This window comes from Streptomyces buecherae (assembly GCF_014295035.1).
GTDB lineage: Bacteria > Actinomycetota > Actinomycetes > Streptomycetales > Streptomycetaceae > Streptomyces > Streptomyces youssoufiensis.
In genome coordinates this window covers 693,946-711,125 of sequence record NZ_CP060404.1, presented here as the reverse complement: position 1 = coordinate 711,125, position 17,180 = coordinate 693,946, and the positions used below count along the sequence as shown (strand labels likewise).

Sequence of the window (17,180 nt, the reverse complement as noted above, 5' to 3'; positions counted from 1 at the left end):
CCGCCGGCGCCCTGCTGACCCGGCACCCCAACCTCAAGGCGGCCTTCCGGCAGCGCAAGAACGGCGAACCGGTCGCGCTGATCCCCGCCCAGGCCGAGCTGCCCTGGCAGGAGGCCGACCTGTCGGCGCTGCCCGAGGCCGCGCGGCGCGAGCGACTGGCGCGGATCACCGACGCCGACCGGCGGGCCAGGTTCGACCTGGCCAGCCCGCCGCTGATCCGCTGCACCGCCGTCCGCCTCGGCCCCACGCGGCACCGGCTGCTGCTGACCCACCACCACCTGCTGCTCGACGGCTGGTCGACGGCCAAGGTCATCCAGGAGCTGTTCGCGCTCTACGCCGCGGACGGCGACCCGTCCGCCCTGCCGCCGGTCCGCCCCTACCGCGACTACCTCGCCTGGGCCGCGGCCCGGGACGCGGAGGCGGACGAGCGGGCCTGGCGCGCCGGCCTGGCCGGGCTCGAGGGCCCGACGCTGATCGCCCCGGGCGCCGCGGAGCAGCCCCCGGCGGAGCCGGGCAGCGTCGCCGTGGAGCTTGACCCGGACCTGGCCGCCGCGCTGACCGCCACCGCGCGCCGGCTGGACGTCACCGTGCCCACCGTCGTGCAGGCGCTGTGGGCCCTGGTACTCGCCGGCCTCACCGGCCGCCAGGACGTGGTCTTCGGCTCCACCGTCTCCGGCCGCCCCGCCGAACTGCCGGGTGTGGAGTCGATGGTCGGCCTGTTCATCAACACCGTCCCGATCCGCGTCCGACTGCGGTACGAGGAGACGCTCGCCGCCCTCACCGGCCGCCTCCAGTCCGAACAGGCCGCCCTGCTGCCCCACCATCACCTGGGCCTCGGCGACATCCAACGCATCGGCGGCGTCGGCCCGCTCTTCGACACCCTCGCGGTCTTCGAGAACTACCTCGTCGAAGGTACTGAAGGCACTCAAGACGCCGCGGGCACCGGAGGCACCGCGGGCGCTGAGACCACCGCGAAGACCGGTGATCCGGAGGCCGGCGCCGGAGAGGGAGCCGTCTTCGCCGGTGTGCGGGTCAGCGCCGTCACCGGGCAGGACGCCACCCACTACCCGCTGACCCTGGTCGCCGCGCCCGGCTCGGCCGGCGGGCTCGGCCTGACCCTGCGCTACCGCTCCGACGCGCTGTCGCGGCAGGAGGTGCGGGGCGTCGCCGAGCGGCTGCGCCGCGCCGTGCGGGAGTTCACCGCCGACCCCGACCGCCGCCTGGCCCAGCTCGACCTGCTCACCCCCGCCGAGCGCCAGCGGGTCACGCACGACTGGAACAGCGACGTCACCCCGGTCGTGCCGCGGACCCTGCCCGAGCTGTTCCAGCGCTGGGCGCACGAGGTGCCCGAGCGGCCAGCCGTCGCCGACGGCGCCGTCGAGTTGACGTACCGCGAACTCAACGAGCGCGCCAACCGGCTCGCCCACCAGCTCGTCCGGCTCGGCGTGGGACCCGAGCGGCCCGTCGGCGTGGCCCTGCCGCGCGGCGCCGACGTCTACGTCGCCCAACTGGCCGTCGGCAAGGCGGGCGGCGTGTTCCTGCCGCTCAACCCCGACTACCCGGCCGAGCGGCTGCGGGCGCTGGTCGGCGACGCCCGCCCGCACCTGATCCTGGCCGCCCCGGGCGTGTCCGCCGACCCGTGGGCGCGGGGCACCCCCGTCGTCCGCCTGGCCGACCTCCCGCAGGACGGGCCCGCGCACGACCCGACCGACGCCGACCGGCTGGCGCCGCTGCGGCTGGAGAACGCCGCGTACGTCATCTACACCTCCGGCTCCACCGGCACCCCCAAGGGCGTGCTGGTCGCGCACCGGCCGCTGGTCGACCTCGTCGCCTGGGCCCACGCCCGCTTCGGCACCGCGCCGGGCGACCGGGTCACCCAGTTCGCCTCGCCCAGCTTCGACGTCACCTTCTGCGAGCTGGCCAACTCCCTGTTCGCCGGCGCCACCCTGGTCGTCGTGGACGAGGAGGAGCGGGCCGGCGCGCCGCTGGCCGACTTCCTGGTGCGGGCCCGGATCACGCTCGCCGTCATCCCGCCCACCGTGGTGGCCTCGTTGCCCACCGAGGCCACGCTGCCCGCCGACATGACGCTGATCGTCGGTACCGAGGCGCTGCCCGCCGAGGTGGTCCGCACCTGGGCCCGCCGGCACCGGCTGTTCAACGCGTACGGGCCCACCGAGGCCGTCGTCAACTCCGCCACCTGGCTCGTGCCCGCCTCCTGGGACGGCGGCCCGATCCCGATCGGCCCGCCGGACGTCAACAAGCGGGCCTACGTCCTGGACGGGGCGCTGCGCCCGGTGGCGCCCGGCGTGCTCGGCGAGCTGTACGTCGCCGGGCCCGGCCTCGCCCGTGGCTACGTGGGCCGGCCCGGCACCACCGCGGAGCGCTTCGTCGCCTGCCCCTTCGGTCCGGCCGGTACCCGCATGTACCGCACCGGCGACCTGGCCCGCTGGAACGCGGCGGGGGAGTTGGAGTACGCCGGGCGCACCGACCACCAGATCAAGATCCGCGGTTTCCGCGTCGAGCCCGCCGAGATCGAGGCGCTGCTGACCGACCACCCGGCCGTCGCCCGCGCCGTGGTCGTCGCCCGCGCCGACGCGGCCGGCACCAAGCGCCTGGTGGCCTACGTCGTCTTCGAGGCCGGGGCCTCGGCGCCGGCCAGCGAGCTGACCGCGTGGGTGGCCGACGCGCTGCCCGAGCACCTGGTGCCGGCGGCGTTCGTCGCCCTGGACACGCTGCCGGTGACCGCCGCCAACAAGATCGACCGCACGGCGCTGCCCGCGCCCGACCTCACCCCGGCCAGCGAGGGCACCGCCCCGCGCACCGAGCGCGAACGGGTGCTGGCCGAACTGGTCGCCGAGATCCTCGGCCTCGCCGAGGTCGGCGTCCACGACAGCTTCTTCGCGCTCGGCGGCGACAGCATCTCCTCCATCCAACTCGTCGGCGCGGCCGGCCGACAGGGCATCAGGCTGCGCCCCCGCGACGTGTTCGAGCGCCGCACCGTCGCGGCCCTGGCCGCCGTGGAACAGCGGCCGGCCGAACCCGCGCCGGCCACCGTGCCCGCCACCGGCAGCGCCCCGTTGACGCCCATCCTGCGCTGGCTCGTGGAGCGCGGCGGCCCGATCGCCGACTACCACCAGTCCACCGTCCTGCGCACCCCGGCCGGCACCCGGCTCGACCACCTCGTCGCGGGCCTGGGCCAGGTCGTCGACCACCACGACGCGCTGCGCGCCACGCTCACCCCTACCGCACTGGAGATCCCCGCGCCCGGCACGCTCGACCCGGCCGGCCTCGTCGCGCGCGTGGACGCCGCCGAACTGCCGCCCGAGGCGCACATCGAGGCGCTGCGCGCGCACGCCGCCGAGGCCGCCCGTGCCCTCGACCCCTTCGGCGGCACCATGCTGCGCCTGGTGTGGCTGGACGCCGGGACCGGGCGCCCCGGCCTGCTCGCCGTCCTCGTCCACCACGCCGTCGTGGACGGCGTCTCCTGGCGGGTGCTCACCGAGGACCTGGCCGCGGCCTTCCGCGCCGCCGCCGACGGCCGCACGGCCACCCTGCCGCCGGTGGGCACCTCGCTGCGCGCCTGGGCCACCGGCCTCGCCGCGGAGGCCGCCTCCGAGCGGCGCGGCGCCGAACTCGCGCACTGGCGCGCCCTGGCCGACGGCGACCCGCTCCGGATCAGCCCGCTGCCGCTGGACCCGGCCACGGACACCCTCGACACACTGCGTACCGTCGCCGTCGAGCTGCCGCGGGCGACCACCCAGTCGCTGCTGACCGAGGTCGCCGACGCGTTCCACACCGGCCCCGACGCGGTGCTGCTGACCGCGCTCGCCCTCGCCCTGGCCGCCTGGCGCGGCCAGCCGAGGCCGGTACTGGTGGACATCGAGGGCCACGGGCGCGTCGAGGAGGCCGTGCCGGGCGCCGAACTCTCCCGCACCGTCGGCTGGTTCACCAGCGTCCACCCCGTACGCCTGGACCTGACCGGACTCGACCCGGCGGCCCCCGACCACCCGGGCGCCGCCCTCAAGCGGATCAAGGAACAGGTGCGGGCCGCCCCCGACAGTGGCATCGGCCACGGCCTGCTGCGCCACCTGCGCCCCGACCCGCAGGGCCGGCTCGCCGCGCTGCCCACGGCCACCATCGGCTACAACTACCTGGGCCGCTTCGGGGCCGGCGGCGCCGCCGAGCGCGACTGGGCGCCCGCCGCGCTCACCGGCTCGCTCGGCGGCGGCGCCGACGACAGGCTGCCCGCCTCGCACACCCTCCAGCTCAACGCCTCGACCCTGGACGGGCCCGAAGGCCCACGGCTCCAGGCCGCGTTCACCTTCCCGGCCCGGCTGCTGCCCGCCGACGAGGTGGAGCGACTGGCCCAGCACTGGCTCGCGGCCCTGGAGGCCATCGCCGCGGCCGGCACCCGCCCTGGCGCCGGCGGGCACAGCCCCGGCGACTTCCCGCTGGTGACCGTGGGCCAGCCGGAGATCGAGACGATCGAGGCCGAGACCGGCACGCTCGCCGAGCTGCTGCCGCTCTCGCCGCTCCAGCAGGGCCTGTTCTTCCTCTCCTCCTACGGCGCCGACGGCGCGGGCCCCGACGTCTACACCACCCAGCTCACCCTGGAGGTCGAGGGGGAGGTGGACGCCGCGCGCATGCGGGCGGCGGCCGACGCGCTGCTGGCCCGCCACCCCAACCTGCGCGCCGCCTTCCGCGCCAGGCCCGACGCCGAGCCACTGCAGGTCATCCCGGAGCGGCTCCGCATGCCCTGGCGCGAGGTGCGCCTGGACGACGGCACGGTCCCCGACGACGGCGCGGCCCCAGGAGCCCCGGCGGCGGCGCGGTCCGACGCCGTACCGGAGGCCGTGCGCGCGCGGGCCCGCCAGGTGCTCGCCGAGGAGCGGCAACGGCGCTTCGCGCTGGACGTGCCGCCGCTGACACGGCTGACCCTCGTGCGGCTGGGCGAGCGCACCCACCTGCTCTCCCTCACCTCGCACCACCTGCTGCTCGACGGCTGGTCGGGCCCGCTGCTCATCCGTGACCTGCTGGGCCTGTACCACGGCACGCCCGAGCCGGCCCCGCGCCCCTATCGGGACTACCTGCTCTGGCTCGCCGACCGGGACCGGGCCGCCACCGCCGACGCCTGGCGGGCCACCCTGGCCGACATCGACGGGCCCACCCTCCTGGTGCCCGCCGCGTCGGCCGCGCCCGCCAGCGTGCCCAGCCGCGTCGAGGTGGACCTGCCGGCCGACCTGGCCGCGCGGATCACGGCGTTCGCCCGCGCCGAGGGCGTCACCGTCAACGCCGTACTCCAGGCGGCCTGGGCCGTACTGCTCGGCTGGCTCACCGGCCGCACCGACGTCGTCTTCGGCGTCACCGTCTCCGGCCGCCCCGCCGACCTGGACGGCGCCGACCGCATGATCGGCCTGTTCATCAACACCATCCCCACCCGCGTCGCGCTCGCCCCGGGCCAGCGGCTGGCCGAGGTCGTGCACGCCGTACGCGACCAGCAGGCCCGCATGATGGACCACCAGTACGAGTCGCTGGCCGAACTCCAGCGGGCCAGCGGGCACCGGGAACTCTTCGACACGCTGCTGCTGTTCGAGAACTACCCGGTCGACTCCGCGCAACTGCGCGCCACCGAGCGGCGCGCCGGGCTCGCCGTCACCGGCGCCCAGGGGCACGACGCCACCCACTACCCGCTGGTGCTCGTCGCCCTGCCCGGCACCGACCGGCTCGGCCTGGCCATCGACCACCGGCCCGAACTGCTGCCGCGCGAGCGGGCCCAGGCGATCGGCGCGCACCTGGTCGACGTGCTCGACCACGTCGTCGCCCGGCCCGACACGCCCGTGGCCGCGCTGCGACCGGCCGCCGACCAGCGGGGGCTGCGCGGCCCGACCGAGCCGATCACCCCTGCGGGGCTCGCCGACCGGTTCGCCCGCCAGGTCGCGGCGACCCCCGACGCCACCGCGCTGATCGTCGGCGACCAGGAACTGACCTACCGGCAGCTCGACCGGCGCGCCGACCTCATCGCCGCCCGCCTGCTCGCGCGCGGCGCGCGCCCCGAGCGGTTGGTGGCCGTCTCGCTGCCGCGCTCGGCCGACCTGGTCGCCACCCTCGTCGCCGTCGCCCGCACCGGCGCCGGCTACGTGCCCATCGACCCGGAGTTCCCCGCCGAGCGGATCGCCTACCTGCTCGGCGACGTCCGCCCCGTACTCGTGGTCGACGCGGCGTCCCCGGTGCTCGCCCCACCGGAGCCGGACGAGGCCCAGGCGCCCGACCGGCGGGCGCCGCACCGGCCGGACGGCGTCGCGTACGTCATCCACACCTCCGGGTCCACCGGCCGGCCCAAGGGTGTCGTCGTCACCCACCACAACCTCGGCAACCTCCTGGAGGCGATGGGCGACCTGCTCGACACCGGGGTGGGCGACCGGCTGCTCGCCGTGACCACCGTCGGCTTCGACATCGCGGCCCTCGAACTCTTCGTCCCGCTGTGCACCGGCGCCACCGTCGTGCTGGCCGACCGCGACGAGGTCACCGACCCGCGCCGGCTGGCCCGCCTGGCCGAGCGGACCGGGGCCACCCTCATGCAGGCCACCCCGTCGTTGTGGCGCGCGGTCGCCGAAGCGGTGCCCGAGGCGCTGACGGGACTGCGCGTCCTGTCCGGCGGCGAACCGCTCGCCCCCGACCTCGCGGCCACGCTGGCCGCGCGCGGCGCGCGGCTGGTCAACCTGTACGGGCCGACCGAGACCACCGTGTGGTCCACGGCGGGCGACCTGACCGGCGACGAGGCCCCGCACATCGGCCACCCGCTGCGCAACACCGACCTGCACGTGCTCGACCCGTGGCTGCGCCCGGTGCCCGCCGGCACCCTGGGCGAGCTGTACATCGGCGGCGCCGGACTGGCCCGTGGCTACCTGGGCCGCCCGGCGCTGACCGCCGAACGCTTCGTGGCCTCGCCGTTCGGGCCGCCCGGCGCCCGGCTCTACCGCACCGGCGACCTCGCCACCTGGGAGGCGGACGGCACGCTGCGGGTGGCCGGCCGCGTCGACCACCAGGTCAAGATCCGTGGCCACCGGGTGGAGCCCGGCGAGATCGAGACCGTGCTGCGCGCGCACCCCCGGGTCGAGGACGCGGTCGTGGTCGCCGCCCCCGACGCGTCGGGCACCCAGCGCCTGGTCGCCTACGTCACCGGGGCGCCCAGCGGGCTCGCCGAGTTCCTGGCCGACCGGCTGCCCGCGCACCTGGTGCCCTCGCTGACGGTGCCGCTGGAGAAGCTGCCGCTCACCCCCAACGGCAAGGTGGACCGGGCCGCGCTGCCCGCCCCCGAACTGGCCGCGGCCGAACGGACCAGGGCGCCCCGCGACCCGCGCGAGGCCGTGCTCGTCGGCCTCTTCGCCGACCTGCTCGGCCAGCCCGACGCCGGGCCCGACGACGACTTCTTCGCCCTCGGCGGGCACTCGCTGCTGGCCATGCGGCTCGCGGGCCGCGTCCGCTCCGCGCTCGGCGTCGACGTCGCCATCCGCGACGTCTTCGACCACCCGACCCCGGCCGCGCTCGCCGAGGTCGTCCTGCCGCGCGGGACGCGCCGCGCGCCCCTGACAGCGGGGGAGCGCGGCGAGCGCGAGCCGCTGTCCTTCGCGCAACAGCGGCTGTGGTTCCTGCACCGGCTGGAGGGGCCGAGCGCCACCTACAACCTGTACTTCGCGCTCAGGCTGACCGGCGACCTGGACGCGGACGCGCTGCGCGCCGCCTTCGCCGACCTCGTCGCCCGCCACGAGCCGCTGCGCACCGTCTTCCCCGAGACCACGGCCCCCACCCAGGGCGCCACACCAGGCGGCGGCCCGGACGGCGTGCCCTACCAGCACGTGCTCGACCCCGCCGCCGGCGCCGTGGCCCTCGGCGACCTGACCCCGGTGCCGGTCAGCGCCGAGCGCCTGGACGCGGAGCTGCGCGCGGACGCCACGGCCGCCATCGACATCACGCACGAGATCCCGCTGCGGGCGCGCCTGTTGCGACTGGACGACGACCACGTCCTGTCGGTGACGCTGCACCACATCGCCGGCGACGAGTGGTCCATGCGCCCGCTGATCGAGGACCTGCGCACGGCGTACGCGGCCCGCCGCGAGGGCGCCGCCCCCGCCTGGCAGCCGCTGCCCGTTGCGTACGCCGACTACGCCCGCTGGCAGCGCGAGGTGCTCGGCTCCGAGAGCGACCCGGACAGCCTGCTGTCCCGGCAGGCCGACTACTGGCGCGAGGCCCTGCGCGGCGCGCCCGAGGAGCTGGCCCTGCCCTACGACCGGCCGCGCCCGGCCGTGGTCGACCACCGTGGCGGCGCCGTCACCTTCGAACTCACCCCGAGGACCCACCGGGCGCTGCGCGCGCTCACCGCCGAGGCCGGGGCCAGCGTGTTCATGGCCGCGCAGGCGGCGCTGGCCGCGCTGCTGAGCGGGCACGGCGCCGGCACCGACATCCCCATCGGCACGCCCGTCGCCGGCCGTGGCGACGCCGCCCTCGACGACCTGGTGGGCTTCTTCGTCAACACTCTCGTGCTGCGCACCAGCGTCGCGGGCCGGCCCACCTTCCGCGAACTGCTGCACCGGGTACGCGACACCGACCTGTCCGCCTTCGAACACGCCGACCTGCCCTTCGAGCGGCTGGTCGACCTGCTCGCGCCCGAGCGCTCGCTCGCCCGCCACCCGCTGTTCCAGGTGATGCTGGTCTTCCAGAACGTCAGCGGCGAGTCCGTCACGCTGCCCGGCGTCGAGGTCACCCCGCTCGGCGCCGACCCCGGCGTCTCCCGCTTCGACCTCGGCTTCACGCTGGCCGAGCGGCCCGGCGGGCAGGGCATCGCCGGCCTGCTCCACTTCCAGAGCGCCCTGTTCGACGAGGCCACCGCGCGCACGCTGGCCGACCGGTTCGTCGCCCTCGTCGAGCGGCTCGCCGAGCGGCCGGACACCCCGCTGCACCGCGTACCGCAGCTCAGCGCGGACGAGCACGCCCAGGCCCTGGCCAGCGCGGCGGGCGCGGCCCGCGAGCTGCCGGCGCGGACCCTGCCGGAACTGGTGGCCGCCGCATGCGCCAACGACCCACGGGCCACCGCCCTCGTCACCGACGACGAGGACGGCGGCGCACACGCCCTGAGCTACGCGGAGTTCGACGCCCGCGTCGGCCGGCTCGCCGCCGTGCTGCGCCAGCGCGGGGTCGGCCCGCACACCCGGGTCGCCATCGTGCTGCCCCGCTCCCTCGACCTGGTCGTCGCGGTGCACGCGACGCAGCGCGCCGGCGGCGCCTACGTACCGGTCGACCCCGGCTACCCGGCCGACCGCGTCGCCCACATGCTCGCCGACAGCGCCCCGCGCGTGACCCTCACGGACGCCGCGCACGCGCCGGGGCTACCGGCCGCCTGCCACCCGCTGCCCCTCGACGCGCCCGAGACCGCGGCCGAACTCGCCACCGCCGTCCCCCTCGCGGGCCCACCCGCCGAACTGACCGGCGGCCACCCCGCGTACGTCATCTACACCTCCGGCTCCACCGGCCGGCCCAAGGGCGTCGTCGTGTCGCACGCGGCGGCCGTCAACCGGCTGCTGTGGATGCGCGAGGAGTACGCGATCGGCGCCGGCGACCGGGTGTTGCACAAGACGCCGGCCAGCTTCGACGTGTCCGTGTGGGAACTGTTCCTGCCGCTGCTCGCCGGCGGGGCGCTCGTCCTCCTGCCGGACGGGGCGCACCGCGACCCCGCCCTGGTCGCCGCCGCGATCGAGCGCCACCGGGCGACGGTCGCGCACTTCGTGCCGGCCATGCTCGCCGCGTTCGCCACCCACCTCACCGACGCCGGGGCGGCCGGGGCCGCGCCGAGCACGCTGCGGCTGGTCTTCGCCAGCGGCGAGGCGCTGCCGCCGGCCGTCGCCGCCGCCACCCGCCACGCCCTGCCCGGCGCCGCGCTGCACAACCTGTACGGGCCCACCGAGGCGGCCGTGGACGTCACCGCCTGGCCCACCGGGCCCGCCGACGAGGGCGCCGTACCCATCGGGCTGCCGGTGTGGAACACCCGCGCCCTGGTGCTCGACCCCTGGCTGCGCCCGCTGCCCACGGGCGTCGTCGGCGAGCTCTACCTCGGCGGCGACCAACTCGCCCTCGGCTACCTGGGCCGGCCCGCGCTGAGCGCCGAGCGCTTCGTGGCCGACCCGTACGGCCCGCCCGGGGGCCGCCTCTACCGCACCGGCGACCTGGTGCGACGGCGCGCGGACGGGGCCCTGGTGTTCGTCGGCCGCGCCGACGGACAGGTCAAGCTGCGCGGCCTTCGCGTGGAACTCGGCGAGATCGAGGCCGTGTTGGGCGAGCACCCGCGGGTCGCCGCGTGCGCGGCGGCGGTACGCGAGGACCAGCCGGGCCAGCGCTACCTGGCCGGATACGTCGTCGCCCCGGCCGGCTCCGCCGTGGACACCGACGAACTGCTGGCCCACCTGGCACGCCGGCTCCCGGACCACATGGTGCCCACCGCCCTCGTGGTCCTCGACGCGCTGCCGCTGGGCCCCAGCGGCAAGCTCGACCGGCGCGCGCTGCCCGCGCCCGACCTGGCCGGCGCCGCCACCCGGACCGCGCCGCGCGACGCCCGCGAGGCGCTGCTGGCCGAGCTGTACGCCACGCTGCTGGGGATGGCCGAGGTGGGCGTCGAGGACAGCTTCTTCGCCCTGGGCGGCGACAGCATCCTGTCCATCCAACTCGTCGCCCGGGCCCGCAAGGCCGGCCTGGTGATCACCCCGCGCGACGTCTTCGAGCACAAGACCGCCGCCGCCCTGGCCCACGCCGCCACCCCCGTCACCAGCACCCGGGCGCTGCCGCGCGTGGCGCCGACCGGCCGGATGCCGCTCACGCCCATCATGCGCTGGGCCCTGGAACGGGCCGACATCGACCACCTGCACCAGTTCACGCACCTGGTCGCCCCGCCGGACGCCGACGCGGCGTCCCTGACCACCGCCCTGGACTGGCTCCTGGAGCGGCACCCCATGCTGCGCGCCCGGCTCGTCCCGGCGGACGCCGAGAACACCGAGCCCGCCCTGGAGGTGCCGCCCCCGGGCGCCGTCACCGGGGCGCGGGTGCTCACCCGCGTCGACGCGAGCATCGTCGGGCCCGGCGAGCTGGCCGCCCTGGTGGCCGAGCACGCGGCCCGCGCGGTCGAGGAACTCGACCCGCGCGTCGGCGTCATGCTGCGCGCCGTCTGGTACGACGCCGGGCCCGGCGTGCCGGGGCGGCTCCTCCTGGTGGCCCACCACCTGGTGGTGGACGGCGTGTCCTGGCGCGTCCTCACCCCCGACCTGGCCGCCGCGCACGCGGCGGCGCGCGCCGGGCGCGAACTGCCGGACACCGCCGAGGGCGGCACCTCCTTCCGGCAGTGGGCCCTCGGCCTGGCCGCCGCCGCGCGCCGCCCCGCCGTTCAGGCCGAGGCCGAACTGTGGCGCTCCCGGGAGGCGGTGCCGGCGCCGGCGCTCGGCCGTCGCCCGTTCGACCCGGCGACCGACACCGCCGACACCCGCGTCCACGTCGAACGCCAGCTCCCCACCGCCCTCACCCAGGCCCTGCTGACCACGGTGCCGGCGACCGTGCACGGCGCCGTGCCCGACGTGCTGCTGGCCGCGCTCACCCTCGCCATGGCCCGCTGGCGCGCGCTGCGCGGCGAGGCGGGCGGCGGCCGGGACGTGGTCGCCGTGGAGGGGCACGGCCGCGAGGAGAGCGCGGTGCCCGGCGCCGAACTCTCCGCCACCGTCGGCTGGTTCACCACCTGGTACCCGGTGGTCCTCGACCCCGCCGGCGCCGACCTGGACGAGGCGTTGCGCGGCGGACCCGCCGCCCGCACCGTGCTCGCCCACATGAAGGAACAGCTCAGGGCCCCGGCCGAGAACGGCATCGGCTATGGGCTGCTGCGCTACCCGCCGCGCGCCGCCGAGGCCACCGGCGACCAGCCGCCCGGCACCACCGGCGACCAACCGCCCGGCGCCGCGGCCGACGCCGGCCCGGCGCCCGTGGACGCCGCGCCCGGCCGGTCGACCGCCGACACCACCCCGCCCGTGGTCTTCAACTACTTCGGCCGCATCACCGGGGACGGCCCCACCGACCCCGAGCACACCGCCGCCTGGACCCCGGCCCCCGAGACCCTGCCCACCCCGAGCCCGGGGCGCGGCAAGCTCCCCGTCCTCTTCCCGCTGGAGATCAACGCCTCCACCGTGGACGGCCCCGAAGGGCCGGTGCTCGGCGCCCGCTGGTCCTGCCCGGCCGGCATCCTCGACCGGGCCGAACTGACCGAGCTGGCTGACCTGTGGGTGGCGGCCCTGACCGGCCTCGCCGGCCACGCGGGACCGGCCACCCACACCCCGTCCGACTTCCCGCTGGTACGCCTCACCGAGCGCGAGGTGGCCGCCTTCGACGAACGCCACCCCGGGCTGACCGACATCTGGCCGCTGACGCCGCTCCAGGAGGGCCTGGTCTTCCTGGCCGGCATGGCCGACGACGACACCGGCACCGACGGCGCGGCGGACCCGGACGACGCGCCGGTGGACGTCTACACCATGCAACTCGCGCTGCGCCTCTCCGGCACCGTCGACGCCCCGGCGCTCCGCGAGGCCGCCGCCGAACTCCTGGCCCGGCACGACAACCTGCGCACCGCGTTCGTGTCCACCGCCACGGGCACGCCCGTACAACTGGTGCTTGACGAGGTCGAACCCGACTGGTCCGTCACCGACCTGTCCGACCTGCCAGACGAGGAGCGCGACGCCCTCCTCGCGAAGATCACCGGCGCCGACCGCGCCCGCAGGTTCGACCCGGGCGCCCCGCCGCTGCTGCGCCTGCACCTGGTGCGCCTGTCCGCCGACCGCGGCGTGCTCGTGGTCACCAACCACCACCTGGTGCTCGACGGCTGGTCGCTGCCGCTGATCGTGCAGGAGCTGTTCCAGCTCTACGCGACCCGCACCTCCGGCGCCCCGCGCCCGGCCCGCCGCCGCCCCTTCCGCGACTTCCTCGCCTGGCTGGTCGCGCGCGAGGCGGGCGAGGCCGAACAGGCGTGGCGGGCCGCGCTGGCGGGGGTCAGCGAGCCGACGCTGCTCGCCCCGGCCGACCCGGCCCGCCGCCCGGTGCTTTCCCGGCACCTCCCGTACCAGCTCCCGGACGCGCTCGACCAGGCCCTGACCGGCCTCGCCCGGAGCAGCGGGGTCACCCTCAACACCGTCGTCCAGTTCGCGTGGGGCGTGCTCGTCGCCCGCCTCACCGGGCGCGACGACGTGGTCTTCGGCGCCACCGTCTCCGGCCGGCCCCCGGAGATCGAGGACGTGGAGACCATGGCCGGGCTGTTCATCAACACCCTGCCGGTCCGGCTCGACCTGCGTCCCGGCGGTACCGTGCGCGAGGCGCTGGCCCGGCTCCAGGACGAGCAGTCGGCGCTCTCGGCCCACCAGTACCTCGGCCTCTCCGCCATCCAGCGCGTCGCGGGGGTCGGCGAACTCTTCGACACCCTGGTCGTGTTCGAGAGCTACCCCGTGGACGCCGACGGGCTGCGCCGGGCCGAGGAGTCCGGCTCGCTCGCCGTCACCGGCGGGGACAGCGCGGACGCCACGCACTACCCGCTCACCCTGGCCGTGGACCCGGGCAACGCCAGGCTCACCCTGGAGTACCGGCCCGACCTGTTCACCGACGCCGACGCGCACACCCTGCTGCGCCGCCTCACCCGGGTCCTCGAGACGCTCGCCGCCCGGCCCGACGAGCGCTGCGCGCGCCTGGAGATCCTCGACCCGGCCGAGCGGACCCGCATCACCGCCGACTGGAACGCCACCGACCACCCGTACGCCGACCAGACCCTGCCCGCGCTGCTGGCCGACCGGGTCCGGGCCGCTCCCGACCACACCGCCCTGGTCCGCGGCGACGTCAGCCTCACCTTCGCCGAGCTGAACCACCGGGCCAACCAACTCGCCTGGGAACTCATCGACCGTGGCGTCGGCCCCGAGGACGTGGTGGCCCTGCTGCTGCCGCGCACCGTCGACCCGATGATCGCGCTGCTCGCCGCGCACAAGGCGGGAGCCGCCTACCTGCCCATCGACCCCGACTACCCCGCCGAGCGCATCGACTACCTGCTCGCCGACGCCGCGCCCCGCCTCCTGCTCACCACCACCCGCGTCGCGGCCGGCCGACCGGAGCCGGCGGTCCCGGTGCTGACCCTGGACACCCACGCCGTACGCGCCCGGTTGCGCGCCCGACCCGGTACGGACCCGACCGACGCCGACCGGGTACGGCCCCTGCACCCGCTGCACCCGGCGTACGTCATCTACACCTCCGGCTCCACCGGCGCGCCCAAGGGCGTGCTGATCTCGCACCGCAACGTGCTCAACCTCTTCCACAGCCACCGCAGGGCGCTGTACGAACCGACCGTCGCCGCCACCGGGCGGGCCGCGCTGCGCGTGGGCCACGCCTGGTCGTTCTCCTTCGACGCCTCCTGGCAGCCGCAGCTCTGGCTCTTCCACGGGCACGCCGTGCACATCCTCTCCGAAGAGCTCCAGGGCGACCCGGAGGCCATGGCCGACTACCTGCGCACGCACCGGATCGACTTCATCGAGCTGGCCCCCTCGGTGCTGGCCCAGGTGGAGCGTGCCGGCCTCACCGAGGGCGGGCGCTGCCCGCTGGCGCTGCTGGGCGTGGGCGGCGAGGCCGTGCCGGACGCGCAGTGGACCCGCCTGAGGCGGCTGCCCGACACCCGCGGCGTCAACCTGTACGGGCCCACCGAGTGCACCGTGGACTCGCTCCTCGCCCGCGTGGAGGACAGCGACCGGCAGGTCATCGGGCACCCGGTGGACAACGCCCGGGTCTACCTGCTCGACGCGGGGCTACGGCCCGTGCCGCCCGGCGTCAGCGGCGAGCTGTACATCGCCGGCGCGGGGCTGGCCCGTGGCTACCTGGGGCGGCCCGCGCTGACCGCCCAGCGCTTCGTCGCCGACCCGTTCTCGCGCACCGGCGGGCGCCTGTACCGCACCGGCGACCTGGCGCGCTGGACCGAGGACGGGGCGGTGGAGTTCCTGGGCCGCGTCGACGACCAGGTCAAGATCCGCGGCTTCCGGGTCGAGCTGGGCGAGATCGAGACGGCCACCGCAGGCCACCCGGACGTCGCCCAGGCCGTGGTCGTCGCCCGCGAGGACGCCGGCGTGCGCCGCCTGGTGGGTTACGTCGTGCCGCGCGCGGGCGCCACCGCCGACCCCGCGCGGCTGCGCGCGCACGTCGCCGAGCGACTGCCGGCCCATCTGGTGCCCGCCGCCTTCGTCGTCGTGGACGCGCTGCCGATGACCGCGCACGGCAAGCTCGACCGGGAGCGGCTGCCCGCGCCCGACTTCGGCGCCGCGGCCGTTGGCCGGGAGCCGGAGGGCGACCGGGAGCGGGCGCTGTGCGCGGCCATGGCGGGCGTGCTCGGCCTGCCCCGGATCGGCGCGGACGACGACTTCTTCGCGCTGGGCGGCGACAGCATCGTCGCCATCCAACTCGTCAGCCGGCTGCGGGCCGACGACTGGCGGCTCTCGCCGCGCCAGGTTTTCCTGCTGCGCACGCCCGCCGCCCTCGCCGAGGTGCTCACCGGCGCGGCGCGCGGCGCGGCCGAGGAGGAGTCCGCCGGCGTGGGCACCGCGCCGAGCACCCCGATCGTCGAGTGGCTGCGCGAACTCGGCGGCCCCATCGGCGAGTACTCCCAGTCGACCGTCCTCCAGGTGCCGGCCGCGCTCGGCCTGACCGAGCTGACCGACGCCGTCCAGGCGCTGCTCGACCGGCACCACCTGCTGCGCGCCCGCCTCGTGCGGCACGCGGCCGAGCCGGCGTCCGGGGCGGGGGAGCGGTGGGAGTTCGACATCCCCGGGCCCGGGACCGTGCGGGCGGCGGACCTGGTCGAGCGGATCGACGTGTCCGACGTCGCGCCCGGCCGCGAACTGGCCCACGTCATGGGCGAGAAGCTGCTCGGCACGGTCGGCGAACTCGACCCGGAGGCGGGCCGGATGGCACGCCTGGTGTGGTTCGACGCGGGCCCGGGCCGCCCGGGGCGGCTGCTGATGCTGCTGCACCACCTGGTGGTGGACGGCGTCTCCTGGCGGGTGCTCCACCCGGACCTGCGCGCCGCCTGGGAGGCGGCGCGCGCGAGCGGGCGGGCGACGCTGGACCCGGTGCCCACCTCGTTCCGTACCTGGTCCCGCGCGCTGGCCGAGGCCGCGACCCGCCCGGAGCGCGAGCGCGAACTGCCGCACTGGCGCGAGACGCTCGCCGCCGCGTCGACCCCGCTGGCCGCCCGCCCACTCGACCCGGCCCGCGACACCGTACGCACCCTGACCCACCTCAGCGTCGAGCTGCCGCCCGAGCACACCGGGCCGCTGCTGACGACGGCCGTGCGGGAGACCGGCGCCAGCGTCAACGAACTGCTGCTCGGCGCCCTCGCGGTGGCCCTCGCGCACTGGCGCGAGCAGCGCGGCGACGCGCGGGCGAGGAGCACGGTGGTGGCGATGGAGGGCCACGGCCGCGAGCAGGACATCGCCCCCGGCACCGACCTCTCGCGCACGGTCGGCTGGTTCACCTCCGTCTACCCCGTACGGCTCGACGCGGCTGGCGTGGACCTCGCGGAGGCGCTGACCGGGCGGGGCGGCGGGGCCAAGGCGCTGCGCGAGGTGGTGGGCCGGGTCGGCGACCAACTGGCGGCGGTGGCCGACAACGGCATCGGCTACGGCCTGCTGCGCTACCTCAACCCGCGCACCGGTCCCGAACTCGCCGCGCTCGGCACGCCCGAGGTGCAGTTCAACTACCTGGGCAGGTTCGCCGGCAGCGCGCCGACCGCGCCCGGCGCGCAGGACTCGGCCGGAATCGATGGCACCGACGGCACCGGCGCCACCGACGAACAGCCGGACGCAGGGCCCGACGGGCGCGGCGACTGGGCCCCGGCCCCCGAGGCGGGGGTCATGGGCGGCGGCCGGGACCTGGACATGCCGGTGGGCTACCTGCTGGACATCACCGCCTCCACGGTCGACGGCCCGGACGGGCCGAGGCTGAGCGCGGGGTGGGTCTGGCCGGGCGAACTCCTCACCGAGGCGAGCGTCCGCGAGCTGGCCCAGGCGTGGACGACGGCCCTGCGCGCCCTGTCCGGCCTCGGCGACATGGCACCGGACGCGGGGGAGGGGCTGGCGTAA

1 protein-coding gene (running past one end of the window) is annotated in these 17,180 nt (G+C 76.8%); it reads left to right on the top strand.

Features of this window, described 5'->3' with window-relative positions; translation table 11 throughout:
• On the top strand, positions 1-17,180 hold the 3' portion of the coding sequence (locus H7H31_RS02470; RefSeq protein WP_187117722.1) for a non-ribosomal peptide synthetase. It extends 163 nt beyond the left edge of the window; only the last 17,180 of its 17,343 coding nucleotides appear in the window; its start codon lies beyond the left edge, outside the window; it ends in the stop codon at positions 17,178-17,180.